The 23,122-nt window shown below is 58.7% G+C and carries 21 protein-coding genes and 1 pseudogene; 14 read left to right on the plus strand and 8 right to left on the minus strand.

The window, feature by feature from the left end:
• Positions 1-77 precede the first annotated feature (77 nt).
• From hisG to hisC, 3 genes are all read left to right on the plus strand, one after another.
• Positions 78-713: an ATP phosphoribosyltransferase gene (gene hisG / locus CD175_RS25850; RefSeq protein ID WP_007970278.1), complete on the plus strand. Its 636-nt coding sequence runs from the start codon at positions 78-80 to the stop codon at positions 711-713.
• A gap of 125 nt (positions 714-838) precedes the next feature.
• The gene (gene hisD / locus CD175_RS25855; RefSeq protein ID WP_104450951.1) at positions 839-2,164 is read left to right on the plus strand and encodes a histidinol dehydrogenase; all 1,326 of its coding nucleotides are present in this window, start codon (positions 839-841) and stop codon (positions 2,162-2,164) included.
• Positions 2,165-2,166: 2 nt separating this feature from the next.
• Positions 2,167-3,219 (plus strand): histidinol-phosphate transaminase, encoded by a 1,053-nt coding sequence (gene hisC, locus CD175_RS25860; protein WP_104450952.1) that lies wholly within the window; start codon positions 2,167-2,169, stop codon positions 3,217-3,219.
• A 111-nt stretch (positions 3,220-3,330) separates the two neighbouring features.
• On the opposite strand, the gene algW is transcribed toward hisC, so the two are convergent.
• Complete coding sequence (algW, locus tag CD175_RS25870; RefSeq protein ID WP_007970284.1) at positions 3,331-4,491, minus strand: Do family serine endopeptidase AlgW; 1,161 nt, start codon at positions 4,489-4,491, stop codon at positions 3,331-3,333.
• 103 nt (positions 4,492-4,594) lie between these two features.
• Here algW and CD175_RS25875 point away from each other — a divergent pair, with 103 nt between their 5' ends.
• The 3 genes from CD175_RS25875 (at position 4,595) to cysN (ending at position 8,435) form a co-directional block, all read left to right on the plus strand.
• Entirely contained in the window at positions 4,595-5,353 is a 759-nt protein-coding gene (locus tag CD175_RS25875) for a Nif3-like dinuclear metal center hexameric protein (protein ID WP_104450953.1), read from the plus strand.
• Positions 5,354-5,609: 256 nt separating this feature from the next.
• Positions 5,610-6,527, plus strand: a complete 918-nt coding sequence (cysD, locus tag CD175_RS25880) for a sulfate adenylyltransferase subunit CysD (protein ID WP_007970286.1) — start codon at positions 5,610-5,612, stop codon at positions 6,525-6,527.
• Positions 6,528-6,536: 9 nt separating this feature from the next.
• Positions 6,537-8,435: a sulfate adenylyltransferase subunit CysN gene (gene cysN, locus CD175_RS25885; protein WP_102701496.1), complete on the plus strand. Its 1,899-nt coding sequence runs from the start codon at positions 6,537-6,539 to the stop codon at positions 8,433-8,435.
• A gap of 178 nt (positions 8,436-8,613) precedes the next feature.
• Here cysN and CD175_RS25890 read toward each other — a convergent pair.
• Positions 8,614-8,814, minus strand: a pseudogene (locus tag CD175_RS25890) (acyltransferase); the annotation flags it as partial.
• Positions 8,815-9,034: 220 nt separating this feature from the next.
• Between CD175_RS25890 and CD175_RS31485 the strand changes: the two are divergent.
• The 3 genes from CD175_RS31485 to CD175_RS25900 are packed head-to-tail and all read left to right on the plus strand — an operon-like array spanning position 9,035 to position 10,952.
• Positions 9,035-9,583, plus strand: a complete 549-nt coding sequence (locus CD175_RS31485) for a hypothetical protein (protein ID WP_146094606.1) — start codon at positions 9,035-9,037, stop codon at positions 9,581-9,583.
• The gene (locus tag CD175_RS25895; protein ID WP_104450954.1) at positions 9,570-10,154 is read left to right on the plus strand and encodes a 2OG-Fe(II) oxygenase; all 585 of its coding nucleotides are present in this window, start codon (positions 9,570-9,572) and stop codon (positions 10,152-10,154) included. The genes CD175_RS31485 and CD175_RS25895 overlap by 14 nt, the downstream gene beginning before the upstream one ends.
• A gap of 3 nt (positions 10,155-10,157) precedes the next feature.
• Positions 10,158-10,952 carry a hypothetical protein gene (locus CD175_RS25900; RefSeq protein WP_104450955.1) on the plus strand — a complete coding sequence of 265 codons (795 nt, stop codon included), beginning with the start codon at positions 10,158-10,160 and terminating at the stop codon, positions 10,950-10,952.
• Between the two features lie 421 nt (positions 10,953-11,373).
• On the opposite strand, the gene CD175_RS25905 is transcribed toward CD175_RS25900, so the two are convergent.
• From CD175_RS25905 to CD175_RS25915, 3 genes are all read right to left on the minus strand, one after another.
• On the minus strand, positions 11,374-12,279 hold the full coding sequence (locus CD175_RS25905) for a 1-acylglycerol-3-phosphate O-acyltransferase, YihG family (protein ID WP_104450956.1): 906 nt from the start codon (positions 12,277-12,279) through the stop codon (positions 11,374-11,376).
• Positions 12,280-14,379, minus strand: a complete 2,100-nt coding sequence (gene pta / locus CD175_RS25910; protein WP_104450957.1) for a phosphate acetyltransferase — start codon at positions 14,377-14,379, stop codon at positions 12,280-12,282.
• A gap of 61 nt (positions 14,380-14,440) precedes the next feature.
• Positions 14,441-14,767, minus strand: coding sequence for a DUF3565 domain-containing protein (locus CD175_RS25915; protein ID WP_104450958.1), 327 nt, complete (start codon positions 14,765-14,767; stop codon positions 14,441-14,443).
• Here CD175_RS25915 and CD175_RS25920 point away from each other — a divergent pair.
• From CD175_RS25920 to CD175_RS25930, 3 genes are all read left to right on the plus strand, one after another.
• A complete protein-coding gene (locus CD175_RS25920; protein ID WP_007942189.1) occupies positions 14,736-15,221 on the plus strand; it encodes an FKBP-type peptidyl-prolyl cis-trans isomerase in 486 nt (161 codons plus the stop codon). The two genes, CD175_RS25915 and CD175_RS25920, sit on opposite strands and share 32 nt — an antisense overlap.
• Before the next feature lie 122 nt (positions 15,222-15,343).
• Positions 15,344-15,826 (plus strand): glutathione peroxidase, encoded by a 483-nt coding sequence (locus CD175_RS25925; RefSeq protein ID WP_008046206.1) that lies wholly within the window; start codon positions 15,344-15,346, stop codon positions 15,824-15,826.
• A gap of 234 nt (positions 15,827-16,060) precedes the next feature.
• Entirely contained in the window at positions 16,061-17,164 is a 1,104-nt protein-coding gene (locus tag CD175_RS25930) for an NADH:flavin oxidoreductase (protein ID WP_104450959.1), read from the plus strand.
• A gap of 107 nt (positions 17,165-17,271) precedes the next feature.
• On the opposite strand, the gene CD175_RS25935 is transcribed toward CD175_RS25930, so the two are convergent.
• The gene (locus tag CD175_RS25935) at positions 17,272-18,471 is read right to left on the minus strand and encodes a glycosyltransferase family 4 protein (RefSeq protein ID WP_104450960.1); all 1,200 of its coding nucleotides are present in this window, start codon (positions 18,469-18,471) and stop codon (positions 17,272-17,274) included.
• 220 nt (positions 18,472-18,691) lie between these two features.
• Here CD175_RS25935 and CD175_RS25940 point away from each other — a divergent pair, with 220 nt between their 5' ends.
• Positions 18,692-19,300 carry a hypothetical protein gene (locus tag CD175_RS25940; RefSeq protein ID WP_146094607.1) on the plus strand — a complete coding sequence of 203 codons (609 nt, stop codon included), beginning with the start codon at positions 18,692-18,694 and terminating at the stop codon, positions 19,298-19,300.
• A 209-nt stretch (positions 19,301-19,509) separates the two neighbouring features.
• Here the strand turns inward: CD175_RS25940 and cysZ are convergent, their stop codons facing one another.
• Positions 19,510-20,265 (minus strand): sulfate transporter CysZ, encoded by a 756-nt coding sequence (gene cysZ / locus CD175_RS25945; protein WP_104450962.1) that lies wholly within the window; start codon positions 20,263-20,265, stop codon positions 19,510-19,512.
• Between the two features lie 315 nt (positions 20,266-20,580).
• Between cysZ and trxB the strand changes: the two genes are divergently transcribed.
• The gene (gene trxB, locus CD175_RS25955) at positions 20,581-21,537 is read left to right on the plus strand and encodes a thioredoxin-disulfide reductase (RefSeq protein WP_104450963.1); all 957 of its coding nucleotides are present in this window, start codon (positions 20,581-20,583) and stop codon (positions 21,535-21,537) included.
• Positions 21,538-21,699: 162 nt separating this feature from the next.
• On the opposite strand, the gene CD175_RS25960 is transcribed toward trxB, so the two are convergent.
• Positions 21,700-22,956 carry a 2-aminoadipate transaminase gene (locus CD175_RS25960; RefSeq protein WP_104450964.1) on the minus strand — a complete coding sequence of 419 codons (1,257 nt, stop codon included), beginning with the start codon at positions 22,954-22,956 and terminating at the stop codon, positions 21,700-21,702.
• Positions 22,957-23,122: the final 166 nt, after the last annotated feature.

The following is a 23,122-nucleotide window of genomic DNA, read 5'->3' on the forward strand; positions in this document are numbered from 1 at the left end:
AGCCGTTTTCGGCTCGATGTGTGTCCGGCGCCATTTGCGACCGGGCATGAGTACCTTGATAAGGACTGACGTTTCCCATGTTGACCATCGCACTGTCCAAGGGCCGCATCCTTGACGATACCTTGCCGCTTCTGGCTGAAGCGGGCATCGTGCCGACCGAGAATCCGGACAAGAGCCGCAAGCTGATCATCCCCACGACTCAGGACGATGTCCGTCTGCTGATCGTGCGTGCCACCGATGTGCCGACCTATGTCGAACATGGTGCTGCCGACCTCGGCGTCGCCGGTAAAGATGTGCTGATGGAATACGGCGGCCAGGGCCTGTACGAGCCGCTGGACCTGCAAATTGCCCAGTGCAAGCTGATGACCGCCGGTAAAGTCGGTGCCGTCGAGCCCAAGGGCCGTCTGCGTATCGCCACCAAGTTCGTCAATGTTGCCAAGCGCTACTACGCCGAACAGGGTCGTCAGGTCGATATCATCAAGCTCTACGGTTCGATGGAACTGGCGCCGCTGATCGGTCTGGCGGACAAGATCATCGACGTGGTCGACACCGGTAACACGCTACGGGCCAACGGCCTGGAGCCACAGGATTTCATCGCGGCCATCAGCTCCCGCCTGATCGTCAACAAGGCTTCGATGAAAATGCAGCACGCCCGTATCCAGGCGTTGATCGACACCCTGCGCAAGGCAGTGGAGTCTCGACACCGCGGCTGATTCACCTGCGCGACCGCAAGGCGCGCCGTCTATCCGCCTCATAGCCAGAATTCTCAGGTGCCCAAGCGGATCGAATGTTAGCTTCGGGCGCCTGAGTTTTTTGCCATTCCTATGAGGCTCTCGCTATGACCGCACTGACTGCAATTCGCCGACTCAACGCTGCTGACCCGGATTTCGCGCATCATCTGGATCATCTGCTGAGCTGGGAAAGTGTGTCTGACGACTCGGTCAATCAGCGGGTGCTGGACATCATCAAGGCCGTGCGTGAGCGCGGTGACGCGGCGCTGGTGGACTTCACCCGTCAGTTCGACGGCCTGGACGTGAAGTCCATGGCCGACCTGATCCTGCCGCGCGAGCGTCTGGAATTGGCACTGACCCGCATCTCCGTGGCCCAGCGCGAAGCTCTGGAAGTCGCCGCAGCCCGCGTGCGCAGCTACCACGAGAAGCAGAAGCAGGACTCCTGGAGTTACACCGAGGCGGACGGCACCGTACTGGGCCAGAAAGTCACGCCGCTGGATCGTGCCGGTCTGTACGTGCCGGGGGGCAAGGCGTCGTACCCGTCGTCGGTGCTTATGAACGCGATTCCGGCCAAGGTGGCCGGCGTGACCGAAGTGGTCATGGTCGTACCGACCCCGCGTGGTGAAATCAACGAGCTGGTATTGGCTGCGGCCTGCATCGCCGGTGTCGACCGCGTGTTCACCATCGGCGGCGCTCAGGCCGTTGCTGCGCTGGCTTACGGTACCGAAAGCGTGCCGAAGGTCGACAAGGTCGTCGGCCCGGGCAACATCTATGTGGCTACCGCCAAGCGCCACGTGTTTGGCCAGGTCGGCATCGACATGATCGCCGGCCCTTCGGAAATCCTCGTGGTGTGCGACGGCCAGACCGATCCGGACTGGATTGCCATGGACCTGTTCTCCCAGGCCGAGCACGACGAAGACGCCCAGGCCATTCTGGTCAGCCCCGATGCCGGGTTCCTCGACAAGGTCGCCGCCAGCATCGCCAAATTGATGCCGACCATGGAGCGTGCCGCAATCATCGAAACCTCGATCAATGGCCGTGGTGCACTGATCAAGGTTCGTGACATGGAACAGGCCATCGAAGTGGCCAACCGCATCGCGCCGGAGCACCTCGAGTTGTCCGTTGCCGACCCGCAAGCCTGGCTCCCGCAGATCCGCCACGCCGGCGCGATCTTCATGGGCCGTCACACCTCCGAAGCCCTGGGCGACTACTGCGCGGGCCCGAACCACGTGTTGCCGACCTCCGGCACTGCGCGCTTCTCTTCGCCGCTGGGCGTGTATGACTTCCAGAAACGTTCGTCGATCATCTTCTGCTCCGAGCAGGGCGCATCGGAACTGGGCAAGACCGCATCCGTGCTGGCCCGTGGCGAGTCGCTGACCGCGCACGCGCGTAGCGCCGAATATCGCATCGTTGACGACAAGCAGGGGAACTGAGCATGAGTAAATTCTGGAGCCCGTTCGTCAAGAATCTGGTGCCTTACGTGCCGGGCGAGCAGCCGAAACTGGCAAAGCTGGTGAAGCTCAACACCAATGAAAACCCGTACGGTCCATCGCCCAAGGCCTTGGCCGCGATGCAGACCGAACTGAACGACAACCTGCGTCTGTACCCGGACCCGAACAGCGACCTGCTGAAGAACGCGGTCGCCAGGTACTACGGCGTGCAAGGCAATCAGGTATTCCTCGGCAACGGTTCCGACGAAGTCCTGGCGCACATCTTCCACGGTTTGCTGCAGCACGATCAGCCGCTGCTGTTCCCGGACATCAGCTACAGCTTCTATCCGGTCTACTGCGGACTGTATGGCATCAACTTCGACGCGGTGCCGCTGGACGAGCAATTCCAGATCAACCCGGCAGACTACGCCAGGCCGAACGGCGGGATCATCTTCCCCAACCCGAACGCACCGACCGGCTGCCTGCTGGCGCTGGAAGCGGTGGAGCAGATTCTCAAGGCCAGCCCGGATTCGGTGGTCGTGGTGGACGAGGCTTACATCGATTTCGGCGGCGAGACGGCAATCACTCTGGTCAATCGTTATCCCAACCTGCTGGTGACCCAGACCCTGTCCAAGTCCCGCTCCCTGGCCGGTCTGCGGGTTGGCCTGGCGGTGGGGCATCCGGACCTGATCGAGGCGCTGGAGCGGATCAAGAACAGCTTCAACTCCTATCCGCTGGATCGCATGGCGAATGTCGGCGCCGCTGCCGCGTTCGAGGATCGCGAGTATTTCGACAAGACCTGCCGGTTGGTGATCGAGAATCGCGAGAAGGTCGTCGGGCAATTGCAGGCCAAGGGATTTGAAGTGCTGCCGTCTGCGGCGAACTTCATTTTCGCCCGTCACCCCCAGCATGATGCGGCGGGGTTGGCGGCGAAGTTGCGTGAGCAGGGCGTGATCGTCCGGCACTTCAAGCAAGAGCGGATTGCCCAGTTCCTGCGGATCTCGATCGGCACGCCAGAGCAGAACCAGGCGCTGATCGACGGCCTCGGCGACCTGTAAAACCTGTGGGAGCGAGCCTGCTCGCGATAAGGCCATAACATTCAACATCTTCGTTGACTGTTAAATCGCCATCGCGAGCAGGCTCGCTCCCACATTGGTTTTGGGGGCCGCTTACTCTTCTTCTTTCTCTTTGACCGGTGCCGGCGGCGGACGCAAACCGATTTCCGCGGTCAGCTTGAGTTCCTTGCCGTTACGCATCACCTGGATCGTGACCTTGTCGGTCGGCTTGATCCGCGCCACTTGATTCATCGAGCGACGGCCATCACCGGCCGGTTCGCCATCGATGGCAAGAATCACGTCACCCAGTTGCAGACCGGCCTTCTGTGCCGGACCATCGCGGAAAATCCCCGCCACGACAATGCCCGGACGCCCTGATAAACCGAAGGATTCGGCCAGTTCCTGGGTCAGCGGCTGCACTTCGATACCCAGCCAGCCACGAATCACCTGGCCGTGCTCGATGATCGACTTCATCACTTCCATCGCCAGTTTTACCGGGATCGCGAAGCCGATGCCCTGGGAGCCGCCGGACTTGGAGAAGATCGCCGTGTTGATGCCGGTCAGGTTGCCAATGGCGTCCACCAGTGCACCGCCCGAGTTGCCGGGGTTGATCGCGGCATCGGTCTGGATGAAGTCTTCGTAGTTGTTCAGGCCCAGTTGATTGCGCCCGGTGGCACTGATGATGCCCATGGTCACGGTCTGGCCGACGCCGAACGGGTTGCCGATGGCCAGCGCCACGTCGCCGATGCGGATGTTGTCGGAGCGCCCGACGGTGATCGACGGCAGGTTTTTCAGGTCGATTTTCAGCACCGCGAGGTCAGTCTCCGGGTCGCTGCCGATCACCCGGGCCAGGGTTTCCCGGCCGTCCTTGAGCGCCACGACGATCTGGTCGGCGCCGCTGGTCACGTGGTTGTTGGTCAGGATGTAGCCTTCCGGGCTCATGATTACGCCGGAACCGAGGCTCGATTCCATGCGTTTCTGCTTGGGCGAGTTATCGCCGAAGAAACGGCGGAACTGCGGATCTTCGAACAACGGATGGTTGGGTTTGTTGATGACTTTGGTGGTGTACAGGTTCACCACCGACGGCGCTGCGGTGGTGACCGCGTCGGCATAAGACACCGGGCCCTGTTGCATGCTGGTGGTTTGCGGCGCTTGCTGCAGATTGACGTCGAGGCTCGGGAGCCCGACCCACTGCGGGTAACGCTGGATTATCAAAAGAGCGACAAGCACGCCGGCCAACAGCGGCCAGCCGGAAAAACGCAGCGCCTTGAGCATTAAGCAGTTCCTGAGAGAGTTGCAGGCGGTATGAGACCGCTCATAATGACGCGCATTATACGAGGCCGCACGCGCCTCTGAACGGGATATTTAGGAGTCTTTTATGGCTGTCTCCCTGAGCACCCTGGTCGAAGAAGCCGACCGTTATCTCAACAGCGCCAAAATCGCCGATTACTGCCCCAATGGCTTGCAAGTCGAAGGCCGTCCGCAAGTGATGCGCATTGTCAGTGGCGTCACTGCCAGCCAGGCGTTGCTGGATGCCGCGGTAGAGGCCAATGCCGACCTGGTACTGGTGCACCACGGCTACTTCTGGAAGGGTGAAAACCCGTGCATCACCGGTATGAAACAGCGCCGTTTGAAGACCTTGCTCAAGCACGATATCAGCCTCTTGGCCTATCACCTGCCGCTGGATCTGCACCCGGACGTCGGCAACAACGTGCAGCTTGCGCGGCAGCTCGACATCACCGTCGAAGGTCCGCTGGACCCGGATAACCTGAAGATTGTCGGTCTGGTCGGTTCGCTGAACGAGCCGATGATGCCCCGGGATTTCGCCCGCCGCGTACAGGAAGTCATGGGCCGTGAGCCGCTGTTGATCGAAGGCAGCGCCATGATCCGCCGCGTCGGCTGGTGCACCGGTGGCGGCCAGGGATACATCGATCAGGCCATTTCGGCTGGCGTCGACCTGTACCTCAGTGGCGAGGCTTCCGAGCAGACCTTCCACAGTGCACGGGAAAACGACATCAGCTTCATCGCCGCCGGTCACCACGCGACCGAGCGCTACGGCGTTCAGGCGCTGGGGGATTATCTGGCGCGGCGCTTTGCGCTGGAGCACATCTTCATCGATTGTCCAAACCCGATCTGAATCCGGGACCCCCTGTAGGAGCGAGCTTGCTCGCGATGAACCTGAGAACACTGCGGGGTGTCAGGCTGCCAGCGTTATCGTTGACGACCATCGCGAGCAAGCTCGCTCCTACAGGGGGCGATGTGCCCAAACAGCGGGGCATATTCATATGCTCTTTCGATCTAGTTGGCGTCCTGATTAGAAGAGGTCGCTGTGCTAGGATCCCCGCTCGAACACGGCCCGCTGGCCGTTCATAAGAAAGCTTTCGTGAGTAGCCATGGTCGACAAACTGACGCATCTGAAACAGCTGGAGGCGGAAAGCATCCACATCATCCGCGAGGTGGCCGCCGAGTTCGACAACCCGGTGATGCTGTACTCCATCGGTAAAGACTCCGCCGTGATGCTGCATCTGGCACGCAAGGCGTTCTTCCCGGGCAAGCTGCCGTTTCCGGTGATGCATGTCGACACTCGCTGGAAATTCCAGGAGATGTACGCCTTCCGTGACAAGATGGTCGCCGAGCTGGGCCTCGACCTGATCACCCACGTCAACCCGGACGGCGTGGCGCAGAACATCAACCCGTTCACCCACGGCAGCGCCAAGCACACCGACATCATGAAGACCGAGGGTCTGAAGCAGGCACTCGACAAGCATGGTTTCGACGCAGCCTTCGGCGGCGCCCGTCGCGATGAAGAGAAATCCCGCGCCAAGGAGCGCGTGTACTCGTTCCGCGACAGCAAGCACCGCTGGGACCCGAAGAACCAGCGTCCCGAGCTGTGGAACGTGTACAACGGCAAGGTCAACAAGGGCGAGTCGATCCGCGTCTTCCCGCTGTCGAACTGGACCGAGCTGGACATCTGGCAGTACATCTACCTTGAAGGCATCCCGATCGTCCCGCTGTACTTCGCCGCCGAGCGTGAAGTCATCGAGAAGAACGGCACGCTGATCATGATCGATGACGAGCGCATCCTCGAGCACCTGAGCGATGAAGACAAAGCGCGTATCGTCAAAAAGAAAGTGCGTTTCCGTACCCTTGGTTGCTACCCGTTGACGGGCGCGGTGGAGTCCGAGGCCGAAAGCCTCACGGACATCATTCAGGAAATGCTCCTGACGCGAACTTCCGAGCGCCAGGGCCGTGTCATCGACCACGATGGCGCAGGCTCGATGGAAGACAAAAAACGTCAAGGTTATTTCTAAGGGGCTGTCATGTCGCATCAATCTGATTTGATCAGCGAGGACATCCTCGCCTACCTGGGCCAGCACGAACGTAAAGAGCTGCTGCGCTTTTTGACCTGCGGTAACGTCGACGACGGCAAGAGCACCCTGATCGGGCGCCTGCTGCACGACTCCAAGATGATCTACGAAGATCACCTGGAAGCGATCACCCGCGACTCGAAAAAAGTCGGCACCACCGGCGAAGACATCGACCTGGCGTTGCTGGTCGACGGTCTGCAAGCCGAGCGTGAACAAGGCATCACCATCGATGTCGCGTATCGCTATTTCTCCACCGCCAAGCGCAAATTCATCATCGCCGACACCCCCGGCCATGAGCAGTACACCCGCAACATGGCCACCGGTGCGTCCACCTGTGACCTGGCGATCATCCTGGTCGACGCCCGCTACGGCGTGCAGACCCAGACCCGTCGCCACAGCTTCATCGCCTCGTTGCTGGGCATCAAGCACATAGTCGTGGCCATCAACAAGATGGACCTCAAGGACTTCGACCAAGGCGTGTTCGAGTCGATCAAGGCCGACTACCTGCAGTTCGCCGAAGGCCTGAAGATGAAGCCCACCAGCATGCACTTCGTGCCGATGTCGGCATTGAAGGGCGACAACGTGGTGAACAAGTCCGAGCGCTCGCCGTGGTACACCGGCCAGTCGCTGATGGAAATCCTCGAGACCGTGGAAGTGGCGGGCGACCGCAACTTCACCGACCTGCGTTTCCCGGTGCAGTACGTCAACCGTCCGAACCTGAACTTCCGTGGCTTCGCCGGTACGCTGGCCAGCGGCATCGTCAAGAAAGGCGACGAAGTCGTGGTGCTGCCGTCGGGCAAGAGCAGCCGTGTGAAGTCCATCGTCACCTTCGAAGGTGAGCTGGAACACGCAGGTCCAGGTCAGGCAGTCACGCTGACCATGGAAGACGAAATCGACATCTCCCGTGGCGACCTGTTGGTTCACGCCGACAACGTACCGCCGGTGACCGACAGCTTCGAAGCCATGCTGGTGTGGATGGCTGAAGAGCCGATGCTGCCGGGCAAAAAATACGACATCAAGCGCGCCACCAGTTACGTGCCGGGCTCCATCGCCAGCATCGTCAACAAGGTCGACGTGAACACCCTGGAAGAAGGTCCGGCCAGCGCGTTGCAGTTGAACGAAATCGGCAAGGTCAAGATCGCGCTCGACGCGCCGATTGCCCTCGACGGTTACGACAGCAACCGCACCACCGGTGCCTTCATCATCATCGATCGCTTGACCAACGGCACCGTCGGCGCCGGCATGATCGTCGCCCAGCCTTTGGCCCATGGCACCAGCACGCACCACGGCAAGCTGGCCCACGTCGCCACCGAAGAGCGCGCACAGCGCTTCGGCCAGCAACCGGCCACCGTGTTGTTCAGCGGCCTGTCGGGCGCGGGCAAGAGCACTCTGGCGTATGCCGTTGAACGCAAGCTGTTCGACCTTGGCCGTGCGGTGTTCGTGCTCGATGGCCAGAACCTGCGTCACGACCTGAACAAGGGTCTGCCACAGGATCGCGCCGGGCGTACCGAAAACTGGCGTCGTGCCGCGCACGTTGCGCGTCAGTTCAACGAAGCCGGTCTGCTGACCCTGGCGGCGTTTGTTGCGCCGAGCGCCGAAGGTCGTGAACAGGCTCGGGAACTGATCGGCAAGGAACGTCTGCTGACGGTCTACGTCCAGGCTTCGCCGACCGTCTGCGCCGAGCGTGATCCGCAAGGCCTGTACGCGGCGGCCGGGGATAACATCCCGGGTGAGTCCTTCCCGTACGACGTGCCGCTGGATGCCGACCTGGTGATCGACACCCAGTCCGTGTCGCTGGAAGAAGGCGTCAAGCAAGTGCTGGGTCTGCTGCGCGAGCGTGGTGCGATTTAAGCGCTAGGCAGAAATGAAAAACCCGCCGATGAGTGATCATCGGCGGGTTTTTTTGTGTCCTTGAAATCGCCATCGCTGGCAAGCCAGCTCCCACAGTGTTTGAGGTGTTCACGTTTCTTGTGTACGGCGCAATTCCTGTAGGAGCTGGCTTGCCAGCGAAGAGGCCAGTACAGGCACCTCAAGACTTCGCTGGATACTCGCGATGCATCTGCGCAAGCAGAGCATCCTTGTCCAGCCACAACTGGTTGATCCAGCCCTGGAACTGCAAGCGGTACTCACCGTCCTGGTCGTAGTTCTTGCCGATGAACTGTGGCGGAATCTTCAGCTGCTGAAAACGCACCACCGCGTCTTTCACGCATCCACATAGCAGGTCCCAGAACCAGGAAGCCTGTGAAATCTAAAGTCAGAAGAAATAGCCAGAATCCTTGATCGGAAATGGACTACAAAAAAGTCGGAAGTTGTGAAGTTTAATTGTTTTGTAAATGAGAATAGTGTTTGCGGTAGCGTAGAAACGTTTTCGCTCAGCTTGTATCAAGTGAAGCAATTGCAAGGAAGTAGGTGGTGGCTTAAGAAGTAAGCTTGCGTTCGAGGATCAAGGTGTGCGAAATAAATTTTTTCCAGTTCCGGTTGGTTATGTTTCTAGTGTTTTTGAGATCGTTTTTTGTGCAATTTTTTTATTGTTGTATTTTATTTTTTCTCTTTATATTTTTAGTAAGTTGGTAGATGTTCCTCCGGTTTCTGATGAGTTGGTTATGAAAGAAGCTTTTTTATATAGAGGGCTTTCGCAAGCTTCAAAGACTACGTCTTTTTTGTATCTGAGGGTTGGGGCTGATGACGCTGCTTATAAATATATCATTGAGGCTTCGAGTCGCGATGTTGTGTACGCGAACTTTGATAAGCCGCGAAAGCTGTGGGTGGCGGTAGATTCTGATCGAAGTAAAAAATTTGTTTGGGGAGTATATGATGATAATTATGGGTTGTTGATAAGTCGTCAGGATATATTGCGCTGGATTAATTCAGTTAATGTTGATAATTATTTTATACTTTCTTTGGTGTTTATTTCGTCATTGTATTTTCTCTATATTATTTTTTGGACTGGTGTTTGGAACAGGTGTGCAGCTAAAAGGATGGCTTGTGAAAATAAATAAGGTTGATGGTGAGGTATTTGTAATTGACGACTTTTTAACTCGGGAGGAGGAGGAATGTATAAATGTTCAACTCAAGGGCTCAGTTTGGAGATACAACTGGCCAAATTATGAGGAGCTTCCGTTTGTTAGACCTTGTTGGCATGTTTTTATTGCGGGTAAAGGTCGGCCGGATCGGAAATCATGTTTGGATGAATTAGGTAAAAGTGAATCTTGGCGTTTTCTTGTCGGCTTCTGGGAAAGGCTATCAATATTACATGATTTCAAAATCACATTGTTAGGTGTTTATGCAAATGGGCAAACATTTGGGCAGGACACGATTATACATCGGGATAACAAGACGCACCCAGGGATGACAGTGATCGTATTTTGTAATGAACACTGGCCAACTTCCTGGGGAGGTGAGCTTGTATTTTACGATGACAAAAAAGAAAATATTATTAAATCAGTACTTCCAAAATCGCGGCGTGTGGTGATTTTTGATGGGCGAATTCCACATGCGGCGAGATCGCCTTCAGTAAAGTGTGATCAGGTAAGGATGACGCTTGCGTTCAAAACTGTGATTATGGAGTAATATATGGCCGGGAAAGCCGAAATATTTGTAGCTGTCGTCAATGATGGTGTAACTATTGGTTCAGGGGCGACTGCAGTAGCAGATCAGTTTTTAGTCAATGGAACTGGAATGGTGTTGCTGAGTCAGTCGGCGCAAACCGGTGCTGTGATAGCGAGTGTTACCTCTGTGACAAAGTTGGCAGGCCCTTATGTTCCGATTGTAAATATGCCCGCCAATGTAGTCGCCGGTACGATAACTTTTCTAAAAATAGGGATCGACTTCAGAGATGGGCGCGCAATCAAGACGGGTGACGTTGTCAGTCTGGTAGGTAATGTTGCGGGGGTGATTGCAACCATGGCTGTTTTGCTAGCTGCGCCATTTTCGGTTGTTGCTACCTTGAGTGTTGTAGCTATCGGTACCGGGATATATTCGATTTATAACTCGGAAGTCCTCGATACTATTGCGACAAATGCCAAGAATTTCTTCAGCGATAAAGGGTTGGAAAGCTACCTTGACTATGTATGTGCGCCCGATATGCAGATTGTCCACAAAAACACCCTGAGGGATGTCTACGGCAATCAGATGCTTTCCTGTAATTGGATATCTGAAACCGGAGAGCTACAGCCCTCAGCGGTACCTGTTTTCGATGAGAATATTGGTGGTGGAGGGGTATATGCCCCAATATCTCCTGTTTTACCGGCTCCACCTCCTGACGTTATCCCAGTTGTAACCATTGGGCCGCTTGAGGTTGATGATGGCTCTGATGACAGCGGTGATGAATATGGTTGCTGTACAGGAGGAAGTGATGGTTATGTGTAGCGGCCCGTATGTTTAGATTTTCTGCTCCTCACGTTTGACCTCCGATGTTTAATACAGATTAACTAGCTATTTGACACTCTTAAGAGCTAAGCCCGAGTCAGGCTGAACTTGAGATGGCGTTTGCGTGTGGATAATCGTCAGCCTGGCTTCGTAAAGCTTGCGTGCAATAACGCTCCGACCGGTGTCACTGGAAATGGGCGTCAAGCAAGTGCTGGGTCTGCTGCGCGAGCGTGGTGCGATTTAAGCGCTAGGCAGAAATGAAAAACCCGCCGATGAGTGATCATCGGCGGGTTTTTTGTGTCCTTGAAATCGCCATCGCTGGCAAGCCAGCTCCCACAGTGTTTGAGGTGTTCACGTTTCTTGTGTACGGCGCAATTCCTGTAGGAGCTGGCTTGCCAGCGAAGAGGCCAGTACAGGCACCTCAAGACTTCGCTGGATACTCGCGATGCATCTGCGCAAGCAGAGCATCCTTGTCCAGCCACAACTGGTTGATCCAGCCCTGGAACTGCAAGCGGTACTCACCGTCCTGGTCGTAGTTCTTGCCGATGAACTGTGGCGGAATCTTCAGCTCTTCAAAGTGCACCACCACGTCCGCAATGTTCCCGCACAACAAGTCCCAGAAGCCAGGACGCCCGGCGGGGTAGTGGATGGTCACGTTGACGATGGACTCCAGTTGCTCACCCATCGCATCCAGCACAAAGGCAATGCCTCCGGCCTTGGGCTTGAGCAGGTACTTGAAAGGCGATTTCTGCTGGGCATGCTTGCCCTCTGTGAAGCGCGTGCCTTCGACAAAGTTGAAAATGCCCACCGGGTTGTCGCGGAATTTCGCACAGGTCTTGCGGGTGGTTTCCAGGTCCTTGCCTTTTTTCTCCGGGTGCTTCTCCAGATAGGCCTTGGAGTAGCGCTTCATGAACGGAAAGCCCAGCGCCCACCAGGCCAGACCAATCACCGGGACCCAGATCAGCTCTTGTTTGAGAAAGAACTTCAACGGTTGAATGCGTCGGTTGAGCACGTATTGCAGCACCAGGATGTCGACCCAGCTCTGGTGGTTGCTGGTGATCAGGTACGAGTGCCGGTAGTCGAGGCCTTGCAGGCCGCTGATATGCCAGCGCGTGCGGCGAACCAGGTTCATCCAGCCTTTGTTGAGGCTGATCCAGGCTTCATGGGTATGGCTCATCAGCCAGCCCGCGATGCGTTGGGTGAGGGCGAACGGCAATGCCTTGACGAGCGCCACGCAGAACAGAAACGAGCAGAGCAAAATCGTGTTCAATGCCAGCAGCAGCGAGGCGATCACGCCGCGCAACGGGGCGGGTAGGAAGTCCAGCATTTACACATCCATAGGTCGGTTGGCGGCTTGAATCGCAGTCAGGGCGATGGTGTAGACGATGTCGTCGACCTGCGCGCCGCGCGGCAAATCGTTCACCGGTTTGCGCAGGCCTTGCAGCATCGGCCCGAGGCTGACGCAGTCGGCACTGCGCTGCACGGCTTTGTGGGTGGTGTTGCCGGTGTTGAGATCGGGGAACACGTACACCGTGGCACGACCGGCCACCTGACTGTTCGGCGCCAGCTGCCGGGCGACGCTTTCGTTGGCCGCGGCGTCGTACTGCAAGGGGCCATCGATCAGCAGCGAGTGCTGTTGTTCGTGGGCGAGCAGAGTGGCCTCGCGGACCTTTTCGACTTCCTCGCCGCTGTCCGATTCGCCGCTGGAGTAGCTGATCATCGCCACCCGCGGGGTGATGCCGAATGCGGCGGCCGAGTCGGCGCTTTGCAGGGCGATCTCGGCCAGTTCGCTGGCGCTCGGGTGCGGGTTCATCACGCAGTCGCCGTAGACCAGCACTTCTTCGGGGAACAGCATGAAGAACACCGAAGACACCAGGGTGCAGCCGGGCGCCGTTTTAATCAGCTGCAGGGCCGGGCGGATGGTGTTGGCGGTGGTGTTGATCACGCCCGACACGAGGCCATCGACTTCATCCAGGGCCAGCATCATGGTGCCGATCACCACGGTGTCTTCCAGTTGTTGCTCGGCCATTGGCGCGTTGAGGCTTTTGCTTTTGCGCAGCGCGACCATCGGCTCGACGTAGCGCTCGCGGATCAAGTCCGGATCGATGATTTCCAGGCCTGGCGGCAGCTCGATGCCCTGGGCGCGGGCGACGGCCTGCACGTCCTCGGGCTTGGCCAGCAGCACGCAACGTGCGATGCCGCGGGCCTGGCAGATCGCGGCGGCCTGCACGGTCAGCGGCTCGCTGCCTTCGGGCAGCACGATGCGCTTGTTGGCCGCCTGGGCGCGCTGGATCAATTGATAGCGGAACACCGCTGGCGACAGGCGCATCTCCCGTGGTGTACCGCAGCGCTGGTGCAGCCAGTTGGCATCGAGGTGGCCAGCGATGAAATCGGTGATGATTTCGGCGCGCTCGCGGTCGTCGATGGGGATTTCCTTGTTCAGGCCATTGAGCAGGTTGGCGGTGTCATAGGAGCCGGTACTCACCGACAGCACCGGCAGCCCGGCCTGCAGGGCGCCGCGGCACAGGTCCATGATGCGCGGGTCGGGCAGGGTGTCGCTGGTCAGCAGCAGGCCGGCGAGCGGCACGCCGTTCAAGGCCGCGAGGCTGACAGCGAGGATGATGTCGTCGCGGTCGCCGGGGGTCACCACCAGCACGCCGGGCTTGAGCAACTCCACGGTGTTGCGCATGGTGCGGGCGCAAATGATGATCTTGGTCATGCGCCGGGTTTCATAATCACCGGCGTTGAACACTTGCGCGCCCATCAGGTCGGCGACGTCGCGGGTGCGCGGGGCGTTCAGTTCCGGCTGGAACGGAATGCAGCCGAGCAAGCGGAAATCACCACTGCGCAGCAACGGCGAATGCTCCTTCAGGCGCGTGGCGAAGGCCTCCATGCTTTCCTCGGTCTTGACCTTGTTGAGGATCACGCCGAGGACTTTCGGGTCTTTCGGGCCGCCGAACAATTGCGCCTGCAACTCGACGCGACCGGAGAGCTCGGTCAGCACTTCGTTTTCCGGCGCCGAGACCAGGATCACCTCGGCGTCGAGGCTCTTGGCCAGGTGCAGGTTGACCCGCGCGGCGTAACTGGCGCTGCGGGTCGGCACCATGCCTTCGACGATCAGCACGTCCTTGCCGACGGCAGCCTGCTGATACAGGGTGATGATTTCCTCGAGCAACTCATCGAGCTGGCCGTCGCCGAGCATGCGCTCGACATGCGCCAGGCCCAGTGGCTGAGGCGGTTTCAAGCCGTGGGTGCGCGCCACCAGTTCGGTGGAACGTTCCGGGCCCGTGTCGCCCGGATGCGGCTGGGCAATCGGTTTGAAAAAGCCGACCTTGAGCCCGGCGCGCTCAAGGGTACGCACCAGCCCGAGGCTGATGGAGGTCAGACCCACACCAAAGTCGGTGGGCGCGATAAAAAAAGTTTGCATGCGGATTCTCTGGAAGGTGCATGGCAATGGTCACGACCTATGGCTGGTCGATTACCGAAATTCAGTCGCCAAGGTTATCGCTAACCGTGCCTTGTGCGCACCAACCGCAATCAAAGGGCTGGCCTATTTTTTCCTGTCGCTGCACAGGGTCCATGACCCAGGCGCGCGATTGCCAAGGCGGCTGGTGCCGCAGGTGTTGGGTGTGGCCGCAGGAAAGCTCGGCCACCCAGTGGCTGTCCTCGTCCTGATGGAAGCCTGTGACCGTCGAATCCCGTTTGTCCGGGTTGTGTTCGCTTTCGGTCGATTGCTTCGCTAAACTTGGCCTTTCAATCTTCTTATGCAAAAGGTCTCGCCCCATGCTGATCGCCGCCAATAAGGCTGTCTCCATCGACTATACCCTGACCAACGACGCTGGTGAGGTCATCGACAGCTCCGCCGGCGGCGCGCCGCTGGTCTACCTGCAAGGCGCAGGCAACATCATCCCGGGCCTGGAAAAGGCTCTGGAAGGCAAGGCTGTCGGCGACGAGCTGACCGTAGCCGTTGAACCGGAAGACGCTTACGGCGAATACGCTGCCGAACTGGTCAGCACCCTGAGCCGCAGCATGTTTGAAGGCGTCGACGAGCTGGAAGTGGGCATGCAGTTCCACGCTTCCGCTCCGGACGGCCAGATGCAGATCGTGACCATCCGTGATCTGGACGGCGACGACGTGACCGTTGACGGCAACCACCCGTTGGCTGGTCAGCGCCTGAATTTCCAGGTCAAGATCGTTGCCATCCGTGACGCCAGCCAGGAAGAAATCGCTCATGGCCACGTCCATGGCGAAGGTGGCCATCATCACTGATTTCTGCGCTAAGCTCAGATAACTGGAGAGGCGCCCCGAGGGCGCCTTTTTAGTCTGCGGCTGTCCCTGACGACACCGCCAAGTGGCTGTTTCGAGAAGAACACGGGAATCTGGAGTACGCCATGAGTGCTTTTCACGACCTTAAATTGACAGCCCTGGATGGACAGGAGCTACCTCTGGCACCTTTCAAAGGCCAAGTCGTATTGGTGGTCAACGTCGCCTCCAAATGCGGCCTGACCCCGCAGTACGCGGCGCTGGAAAACCTCTACCAACAATACAAGGGCAAAGGCTTCAGCGTGTTGGGCCTGCCGTGCAACCAGTTTGCCGGGCAGGAACCGGGGACCGAGCAGGAGATCAAGGATTTCTGCAGCCTCAACTATGGTGTGACCTTCCCGTTGTCCAGCAAGCTGGAAGTCAACGGGCATGACCGTCATCAGTTGTACCGCTTGCTGGCGGGCGAGGGCGCGGAATTCCCCGGCGATATCACCTGGAACTTCGAGAAGTTCCTGCTGGGCAAGGACGGCCGCGTACTGGCGCGATTCTCGCCACGTACGGCGCCGGATGATCCGACCATTGTTCATGCGATTGAAAAAGCGCTGAGCTGAAATTCTCCCCCCCTGTAGGAGCGAGCTTGCTCGCGATGGTCGTCAACGATAACGCTGCTAGTCTGATACCCCGCAACGTTCTCAAGCCCATCGCGAGCGCTCGAGCGTCGACCGGCTGCTCCTACAGTACTCCCTGCCTTTTGACCCTTAATCACGCTGATCAATAATGCTGTTCAATGTGTTGGACTCTCCATATTATCACCGTCATAAAGTCCTTCTTCCGTGGAGCGTCCCATGCCCGTAAAAGCCCTGTTCAAACCGTTCCACCTCGGCACCCTCGAATTGCCGACCCGTGTCGTCATGGCGCCGATGACCCGCTCCTTTTCTCCGGGCGGCGTGCCGAATTCCAAAGTGATCGAATACTACCGTCGCCGCGCCGCTGCAGGCGTTGGCCTGATCATCACGGAAGGCACCACCGTCGGTCACAAGGCTTCCAACGGCTACCCGAACGTTCCGCATTTCTATGGTGACGCGGCCCTGGCCGGCTGGAAGAAAGTCGTCGACGCCGTTCACACCGAAGGCGGCAAGATCGTTCCGCAGTTGTGGCATGTGGGCAGCGTACGTCGTATCGGCACCGAGCCGGACGCCAACGTACCAGGCTATGGCCCGTCGGAAAAAATCAAGGACGGCCAGGTCGTTGTGCACGGCATGACCCAACAGGATATTCAGGACGTGATTGCCGCATTCGCCCAGGCTGCCAAGGATGCCCAGAGCATCGGCATGGATGGCGTGGAAATCCACGGTGCCCACGGTTACCTGGTCGACCAGTTCTTCTGGGAAGGCAGCAACCAGCGTACCGACGAATACGGCGGCAGCCTGGCCAACCGTTCGCGCTTCGCCATTGAATTGATTCAGGCCGTGCGTGCCGCGGTCGGTGAAGGTTTCCCGATCATCTTCCGCTTCTCCCAGTGGAAGCAGCAGGACTACACCGCCCGTCTGGTGCAAACCCCGGAGGCGCTGGGCGAGTTCCTCAAGCCGTTGGCCGATGCTGGCGTGGATATTTTCCACTGCTCGACCCGCCGCTTCTGGGAGCCGGAGTTCGAGGGTTCCGAGCTGAACCTGGCTGGCTGGACCCGCCAACTCACCGGCAAGCCGACCATCACCGTGGGCAGTGTCGGCCTGGATGGCGAGTTCCTGCAGTTCATGGTCAACACCGACAAGGTGGCACAACCGGCCAGCCTGGAAAAACTGCTGGAGCGCCTGAACAACGACGAGTTCGACCTGGTGGCGGTCGGTCGTGCGTTGCTGGTGGACCCAGACTGGGCACAGAAAGTGCGCGATGGTCGTGAGGAAGACATCCTGCCGTTCAGCCGCGAGGCGTTGATGACGCTGGTTTAAGCAGCGTCTGCATCGACGCCATCGCCGGCAAGCCGGCTCCTACAGGTGTTTTCAGAATCTGTAGGAGCCGGCTTGCCGGCGATAACGTTCGCCAAAACACCAGAGATTCAAGGCACGGTGGGTGCATTCGGCACCACCATCTCCCCGGCACAAGCCCCCCGCAACTGTCCCTCGAACTGCTCGATGATCGTCGCCCAACCCTGGCGACTGGCATGCTGGCGTGCATTGAGCCGCACATTGCGCAAGGCCTCCCTGTCCTCCAGCAGCCATGCCGCTGCATCGCAGAACGCTTCTTCATCCCCCGGCATCGCCAACACACCGTTGTAGCCATGACGAATATGCTGGGCGGCCGCTGCCTGGTCGTAGGCCACCACGCCGAGCCCTGAGGCCAGCGCTTCAAGCACCACATTGCCGAAGGTTTCAGTCAGGCTCGGAAACAGAAATACGTCGCCCGACGCGTAGTGACAAGCCAGGGCCTCACCCCGCTGGGTGCCGCAGAAAATCGCCTCGGGCATTTCGTTTTGCAGTTCCTGGCGCTGCGGACCGTCGCCGACCACGATCAGTTTCAGGGTGCGCTGGGGATAACTGGCCTTGAGGGTATTGAAGGTGCGTTTGAGCAAGCCAAGATTCTTTTCCGGGGCCAAGCGTCCGACGTGAATGACGGCGATGTCTTCCTCGGTCAGTCCCCATTGCTCGCGCAGGGCACTTAATCGTTTGGCCGGGTGAAACAACTCACTGTCGACCCCTCGGGAGAGCAACGCCAGTCGCTCGAAATGCCGTCGTTCCAGCTCCATGCGCTGACTGACGCTGGGCACCAGGGTCATGGTCGAGCGGTTGTGGAACCAGCGCAGGTAGTGAGTCAGCAGGCGCGTGAACAAGCCAAGGCCGTACTGGTTGGAGTACTGCTGGAAATTGGTGTGGAAACCGCTGACCACGGAAATCCCCAGACGCCGTGCCGCACGCAAGGCCGAGAGGCCCAGCGGGCCCTCGGTGGCAATGTAGAGCACATCCGGGCGGTGACGCGTCCAGCGCCGCAGCAGCTTGTGCATCGACGACTGACCCCATTGCAGACCGGGATAGCCCGGTAGCGGCCAGCCGCGGCACAGCAGCAATTCATCGTCGCTGCCCAACTGCTGGTCGCAGCCCTGGCGTGGTCGCACCAGTTCCACCTGATGCCCGCGCGCGCGCAAACCGTCGCACAAGCGACCCAGGGTATTGGCCACGCCGTTGATTTCCGGAGGGAAGGTTTCGGTGATCAGGGTGATATGCAGAGCTGTCGTCATGACCTCAGTGTCGGCTGGGGCCATGTCGTCAGTGTGACGTCGGGATGATGGATTTGTGACGATGCAAACTTGTGTTCATCAAGCCTGGGCAGTTGAAACCGAGGCCGGTTACGCAGAATCCGATTCAGGAAACAGCGCACCGTTCGCCTGAACTGTCAGTTTTGAGAGGTTGTTTGCACGCTGTCGCAGCGCTAAAAAGGTACCGCTTACCGGCAATTCCGCCGCGAACTGGAGCACTAATATCATGACCGACCAGACAAAAAATCCATATCAATTACAACTTTCGTCAGAGGTGGCAGAAGGAACTGACGCAGTCGCGGTGGATCCGCCAACGACTCTTCACCCCCAACAAGACAGTCAACATGCCCCTGGATACGTGATGTTAGCGGGGGACTGTTTACAAGGTGCCAAGGTTCACATTTTGAATCCGGATAACACCATCTGGGCCGAGGCTATCGTTGAAGGCAAAAAGTGGCGATACCTCCATAAGTGGATCGTGGGTCAGTGGTCCGTCAGGACTGGACAGATTGTGAATGGAGAGCCCTCCTATCCAAGCGTAGAGCGAAGGTTCACTGTGTCCGTAAAAAGCGATGCGCCATTGATTGCGGCACCCATGGACGATAGCCGATACCGGCAAGGCCCTGTGCCAATTGTCGTGGGCTGTGACCCTGCAGCGAGCGCTGTTCAGATACAGAACTATGACGGTAGTTTCCTGGGCGAGGCCACAAAATTAATGCCTGGTCTTTGGCGTTACAACCGTTCGTGGGACCGCGGTCACAAGGGCGTCAAAGCGGTGGCGTTTGTGAACGGCATGTCTTCGCCTAGCGGGATGATTATGTTTCAAGTTGAATAATCGAGTCGGAGAGGGCAATTCGCGAAACTGTTTTCATCTCCCCGCTGCAGGCGGTCAAATTCGAAGGTGACGGAGTACGGCCCCTCCTGAGGAATCTGCGGCAAGGATCAAGCGTCCTTACCGCAGGTTTTTTACCAAACGTCTCTGGGAGAATCAGGTCCGCTGATGAAGGGTCTGGTTCTGCCAGTTTGCTGCCTGCATGACGTCTGTCATCGGGCAGGAATCCCCCGCGCCTCGGCACCCCGCTCACGCACCCAGAACAACGTAGCCCCGGCCACTGCCGCCGGCATCATCAGGATGTTGACCACCGGAATCAGCAACACCAGATAAACAATCCCGCCAAAACTCATGCTCTGCCAGCGCTTCTCGCGCAGCCAGCCAAGCATTTCGTTCCAGCCCAGCTTGTGGTTGTCCGCCGGGTAGTCGATGTACTGGATCGCCATCATCCACACCCCGAACAATAGCCATAGTGGCGCGGCGATGATGTTCACCACCGGGATGAACGAGAGGATGAACAGCCCGATCGCCCGCGGCAGGAAGTAGCCGAGCTTGCGCATTTCCCGGGCCAGGGTGCGCGGGATCATCGCAATCAGTTCGCCCCAGCTGAAGGCCGGAAAATCATCGGTGCCGCGCACAACCACTTCGACTTTTTCCGCGAGGAAGCCGTTGAATGGCGCGGCAATGACGTTGGCGAGCATGGTGAAGGTGAAGAACACCATCAGCACGACGAGCACCACGAACAGCGGCCAGAGGATGTAGCTGAGAAAACTCAGCCAGTCGGGCAGGGACGGCATCAGCGTGTCGACCCACAGGCTGAATTGATGGCCGGCCAGGTAGATCAATCCGACGAACAGCACCAGGTTGATCGCCAGCGGCAACAACACAAACAAACGCAGGCTGGGGCTCAGCACCAGCTTGAGGCCTTCACGCAGGTATTGCGGGCCGGACAGAACAGGGGCGGGCATAAGGTGCTCCGGGCAGAGGGAAAACGCGCCGACCTTACCGGCTTTGCTTCACAGGCGAAAGCGCGGTGGCGGTATCGACATTCACTGTAACAAAGACGTCGATGTCGTCGGGCAGATTGCATAGAGACCACCTATGAGCTGGATTGTTAATCCGTATTTCCTTAATCTTCGCCCCCTCGATACGCTGCACCCAATCTTTTTACAGGACGGTCGGGTTCAAGCCTTCCCCAAGTGCTTTCAACCGTTCTTTTTTATTCCAGCCGGCAATCCGGCGTTCCGCGCCAGGTGTTCCGGGCCGGTCAACAGGAGCAGGTCATGTCTGAAGTCCGTCATTCGCGAGTGATTATTCTCGGTTCCGGCCCTGCCGGTTACAGCGCCGCGGTCTATGCCGCCCGTGCCAACCTCAAGCCGCTGCTGATCACCGGCATGCAAGCCGGCGGTCAACTGACCACCACCACCGAAGTCGACAACTGGCCGGGCGACGTCCACGGCCTGACCGGCCCGGCGCTGATGGAGCGGATGCGCGAGCACGCCGAACGTTTTGAAACCGAGATCGTTTTCGATCACATCAATGCCGTCGACTTCGCTGCCAAGCCATACACCCTGACTGGCGACAGCGCGACCTACACCTGCGACGCCCTGATCATCGCCACCGGCGCCAGTGCTCGTTACCTGGGCCTGCCGTCCGAAGAAGCGTTCATGGGCAAAGGCGTCTCCGCCTGCGCAACCTGCGACGGTTTCTTCTATCGCAACAAGCCGGTTGCCGTGGTCGGCGGTGGCAACACCGCTGTCGAAGAAGCCCTGTACCTGGCCAACATCGCCAGCAAAGTCACCCTGATCCACCGTCGCGAAACCTTCCGCGCCGAGAAGATCCTGATCGACAAGCTGAACGCCCGTGTTGCCGAAGGCAAGATCGAGCTCAAGCTGAACGCGACCCTGGACGAAGTGCTGGGCGACAACATGGGCGTGACCGGTGCCCGCCTGAAGAACAACGACGGCAGCTTCGACGAAGTGAAAGTCGACGGCGTGTTCATCGCCATCGGCCACACCCCGAACACTGCGCTGTTCGAAGGCCAGCTGACGTTGAAAGACGGTTACCTGGTTGTGCAGGGCGGCCGTGACGGCAACGCCACCGCCACCAACCTCGAAGGCATCTTCGCCGCCGGTGACGTGGCCGACCACGTGTACCGCCAGGCCATCACCTCGGCTGGCGCCGGTTGCATGGCGGCACTGGATGCCGAGCGTTACCTCGACAATCTGCAGAACGCTTGATTCTGCTTTCGTCGAAATGAAAAAACCGGCTTCGGCCGGTTTTTTATGGTGAAGAACAATGCACTCAACTCTGTAGGAGCTGCCGAAGGCTGCGATCTTTTGATCTTGTTTGTAAAAATCAAAATCAAAAGATCGCAGCCTTCGGCAGCTCCTACAGGGGCTTTATGCTTGAGTCAGTTTTGCAAGGCAGGCTTCAAGAATATCCAGCCCTTCTTCCAGCACCGCAGCCTCGATGGTCAACGGCGCCAGCAAGCGAATGATGTGCCGCGATTTGCCACTGGGCATCAGCAGCAGACCCGCGTCCCGGGCCAGCGCCAGCAGTTGGGTCAATTGTGCCGGTGCGGGCGAGCCATCGGCGTTGATCAGCTCGATGCCGCGCATCGCACCGACGCCGGTCAGACGGCCCAGATACGGCGTCAGGTTGTTCAAGCGCCAGGTCTCATAGCGGCCGACAATCGCTTCTTCCTGTTGTGTGCCCCAGGCGTGCAGGTTGGCATCGGTCATTTCATCCAGCGTCGCCAGCGCGGCGGCGCAGGCGATGGGATTGCCCGAGTAAGTGCCACCCAGTCCGCCCTTGGGCAGGTTATCCAGCAGCGATTTGCGCCCGACCACCGCCCCCAGCGGCACGCCGCCGGCGATACTTTTGCCGAGCAGGATCAGATCCGGCTCGATGCCCAGCCGTGAGAACGCGAAGCGCTGGCCGGTGCGGCCGAAACCGGACTGGATTTCATCGGCGATCAGCACAATGCCCTTGTCGTCGCAGAACTTGCGCAGGGCCTGGGCGAACTCGACGTCCATGGTCAGGAATCCCGCTTCGCCCTGCACCGGTTCAACGATAAAGCAGGCGACGTCTTCGACATCGATCTCGACGCTGAACAGGCGCTCCATGGCTTTGAGGGCTTCGGCGCAGGTCACGCCATTGTCCGGACCGGGAAAGGGCAGGTGATACACCGGCCCCGGCAGCACGCCGATCTTCTGTTTGTAGGGCGCCACTTTGCCATTGAGGTTGAGGGTGGCCAGTGTGCGGCCGTGGAAAGCCCCGTCGAAGGCGACGACCGCACTGCGACCTGTGGCGCCACGGACGATCTTCAAGGCGTTTTCCGCCGCTTCCGCGCCGCTGTTGGTGAGCATGCCGCTGACCGGGTAACCCACCGGCATGAACGCACTGAGGCGATCCATCAGTTCAAGGTAAGGCACATGGGGCGCCGCGTTGAACGCATAGTGGGTCAGTCGGGTGGCTTGTTCGCGAATGGCCTCGACGATGCGCGGATGGCAATGGCCGAGGTTCAACACGCCGATGCCGCCGACAAAGTCGATGTAGCGTTTGCCATCGGTGTCCCAGACCTCGGCATTCTTGCCGTGGCTGAGCGTGACAGGGTGAACGATGTTGATCGACTGGCTGATGGTTTCGCTGCGCATGAATGACCGGCTCGGAAGAAGGAGGACTTCTTTTTATCTAAGCCGTGAGCGGTGCTGCGGGGCAAACGAAATAAAGTTGCCGGGTCAATCTTAAAAGTCGGGTTGTGCTTGTGATCAATTCCGCGCCATGAACGCAAAACCTGTAGGAGCGAGCTTGCTCGCGATG

This window comes from Pseudomonas laurylsulfatiphila (assembly GCF_002934665.1).
In the GTDB taxonomy this organism is placed as follows: Bacteria; Pseudomonadota; Gammaproteobacteria; order Pseudomonadales; family Pseudomonadaceae; genus Aquipseudomonas; species Aquipseudomonas laurylsulfatiphila.

Excerpts from the sequence above, each read along its gene's own strand:
- hisG (WP_007970278.1), top strand. The coding sequence starts at position 78 with ATGTTGACCATCGCACTGTCCAAGGGCCGCATCCTTGACGATACCTTG.
- hisD (WP_104450951.1), top strand. The coding sequence starts at position 839 with ATGACCGCACTGACTGCAATTCGCCGACTCAACGCTGCTGACCCGGAT.
- hisC (WP_104450952.1), top strand. The coding sequence starts at position 2,167 with ATGAGTAAATTCTGGAGCCCGTTCGTCAAGAATCTGGTGCCTTACGTG.
- algW (WP_007970284.1), bottom strand. The coding sequence starts at position 4,491 with ATGCTCAAGGCGCTGCGTTTTTCCGGCTGGCCGCTGTTGGCCGGCGTG.
- CD175_RS25875 (WP_104450953.1), top strand. The coding sequence starts at position 4,595 with ATGGCTGTCTCCCTGAGCACCCTGGTCGAAGAAGCCGACCGTTATCTC.
- cysD (WP_007970286.1), top strand. The coding sequence starts at position 5,610 with ATGGTCGACAAACTGACGCATCTGAAACAGCTGGAGGCGGAAAGCATC.
- cysN (WP_102701496.1), top strand. The coding sequence starts at position 6,537 with ATGTCGCATCAATCTGATTTGATCAGCGAGGACATCCTCGCCTACCTG.
- CD175_RS25900 (WP_104450955.1), top strand. The coding sequence starts at position 10,158 with ATGGCCGGGAAAGCCGAAATATTTGTAGCTGTCGTCAATGATGGTGTA.
- CD175_RS25905 (WP_104450956.1), bottom strand. The coding sequence starts at position 12,279 with ATGCTGGACTTCCTACCCGCCCCGTTGCGCGGCGTGATCGCCTCGCTG.
- pta (WP_104450957.1), bottom strand. The coding sequence starts at position 14,379 with ATGCAAACTTTTTTTATCGCGCCCACCGACTTTGGTGTGGGTCTGACC.
- CD175_RS25920 (WP_007942189.1), top strand. The coding sequence starts at position 14,736 with ATGCTGATCGCCGCCAATAAGGCTGTCTCCATCGACTATACCCTGACC.
- CD175_RS25915 (WP_104450958.1), bottom strand. The coding sequence starts at position 14,767 with ATGGAGACAGCCTTATTGGCGGCGATCAGCATGGGGCGAGACCTTTTG.
- CD175_RS25925 (WP_008046206.1), top strand. The coding sequence starts at position 15,344 with ATGAGTGCTTTTCACGACCTTAAATTGACAGCCCTGGATGGACAGGAG.
- CD175_RS25930 (WP_104450959.1), top strand. The coding sequence starts at position 16,061 with ATGCCCGTAAAAGCCCTGTTCAAACCGTTCCACCTCGGCACCCTCGAA.
- CD175_RS25935 (WP_104450960.1), bottom strand. The coding sequence starts at position 18,471 with ATGGCCCCAGCCGACACTGAGGTCATGACGACAGCTCTGCATATCACC.
- CD175_RS25940 (WP_146094607.1), top strand. The coding sequence starts at position 18,692 with ATGACCGACCAGACAAAAAATCCATATCAATTACAACTTTCGTCAGAG.
- cysZ (WP_104450962.1), bottom strand. The coding sequence starts at position 20,265 with ATGCCCGCCCCTGTTCTGTCCGGCCCGCAATACCTGCGTGAAGGCCTC.
- trxB (WP_104450963.1), top strand. The coding sequence starts at position 20,581 with ATGTCTGAAGTCCGTCATTCGCGAGTGATTATTCTCGGTTCCGGCCCT.
- CD175_RS25960 (WP_104450964.1), bottom strand. The coding sequence starts at position 22,956 with ATGCGCAGCGAAACCATCAGCCAGTCGATCAACATCGTTCACCCTGTC.